This window comes from Sphingobacterium sp. 1.A.4 (assembly GCF_002734245.1).
In the GTDB taxonomy this organism is placed as follows: Bacteria; Bacteroidota; Bacteroidia; order Sphingobacteriales; family Sphingobacteriaceae; genus Sphingobacterium; species Sphingobacterium tenebrionis.
Genome location: NZ_PEAZ01000030.1, coordinates 1 through 611 on the forward strand (window position 1 = coordinate 1; position 611 = coordinate 611).

Annotated in this window: 2 tRNA genes and 1 rRNA gene; all 3 read left to right on the forward strand. The window is 52.7% G+C overall.

The features are described 5' to 3' along the window. Positions 1 to 204 (forward strand): 16S ribosomal RNA (locus CRJ00_RS02645); the annotation flags it as partial. Between the two features lie 124 nt (positions 205 to 328). After that, positions 329 to 405, forward strand: a tRNA-Ile gene (locus tag CRJ00_RS02650). Between the two features lie 10 nt (positions 406 to 415). After that, positions 416 to 489: transfer RNA gene (locus CRJ00_RS02655), tRNA-Ala, on the forward strand. The last annotated feature ends 122 nt before the right edge of the window (positions 490 to 611 follow it).

A 611-nucleotide genomic window follows, 5' to 3' on the forward strand; every position in this document is an offset into this window, starting at 1 on the left:
GAAGTTGGATTCGCTAGTAATCGCGTATCAGCAATGACGCGGTGAATACGTTCCCGGGCCTTGTACACACCGCCCGTCAAGCCATGAAAGCTGGGGGTACCTAAAGCATGTAACCGCAAGGAGCGTGTCAGGGTAAAACCGGTAATTGGGGCTAAGTCGTAACAAGGTAGCCGTACCGGAAGGTGCGGCTGGAATACCTCCTTTCTGGGGCCTGTACCCGGCCTCGCTGCATAACAGATCATAGATGATGGATAACAGACTCATAAAGAAGAAAGTGCCCGCCCGGACGATGTCCAGGACGGTGTCGCGAGAAGAGATGAAGATAGCCAGTCCCGTAGCTCAGTTGGTTAGAGCACTACACTGATAATGTAGGGGTCAGCAGTTCAAATCTGCTCGGGACTACCAGGATACGGAAGGGGAATTAGCTCAGCTGGCTAGAGCACCTGCCTTGCACGCAGGGGGTCAACGGTTCGAATCCGTTATTCTCCACAGGCCTTCCCGCAAGGGGAAGGGATGAGAGTTCTTTGACATATTGGAAGAAAAGAGATAACAAGAGAAGACAACAGAGGAGAAGTGCCCACGGGCATGGATCCAAAGCAACGCACCATCTG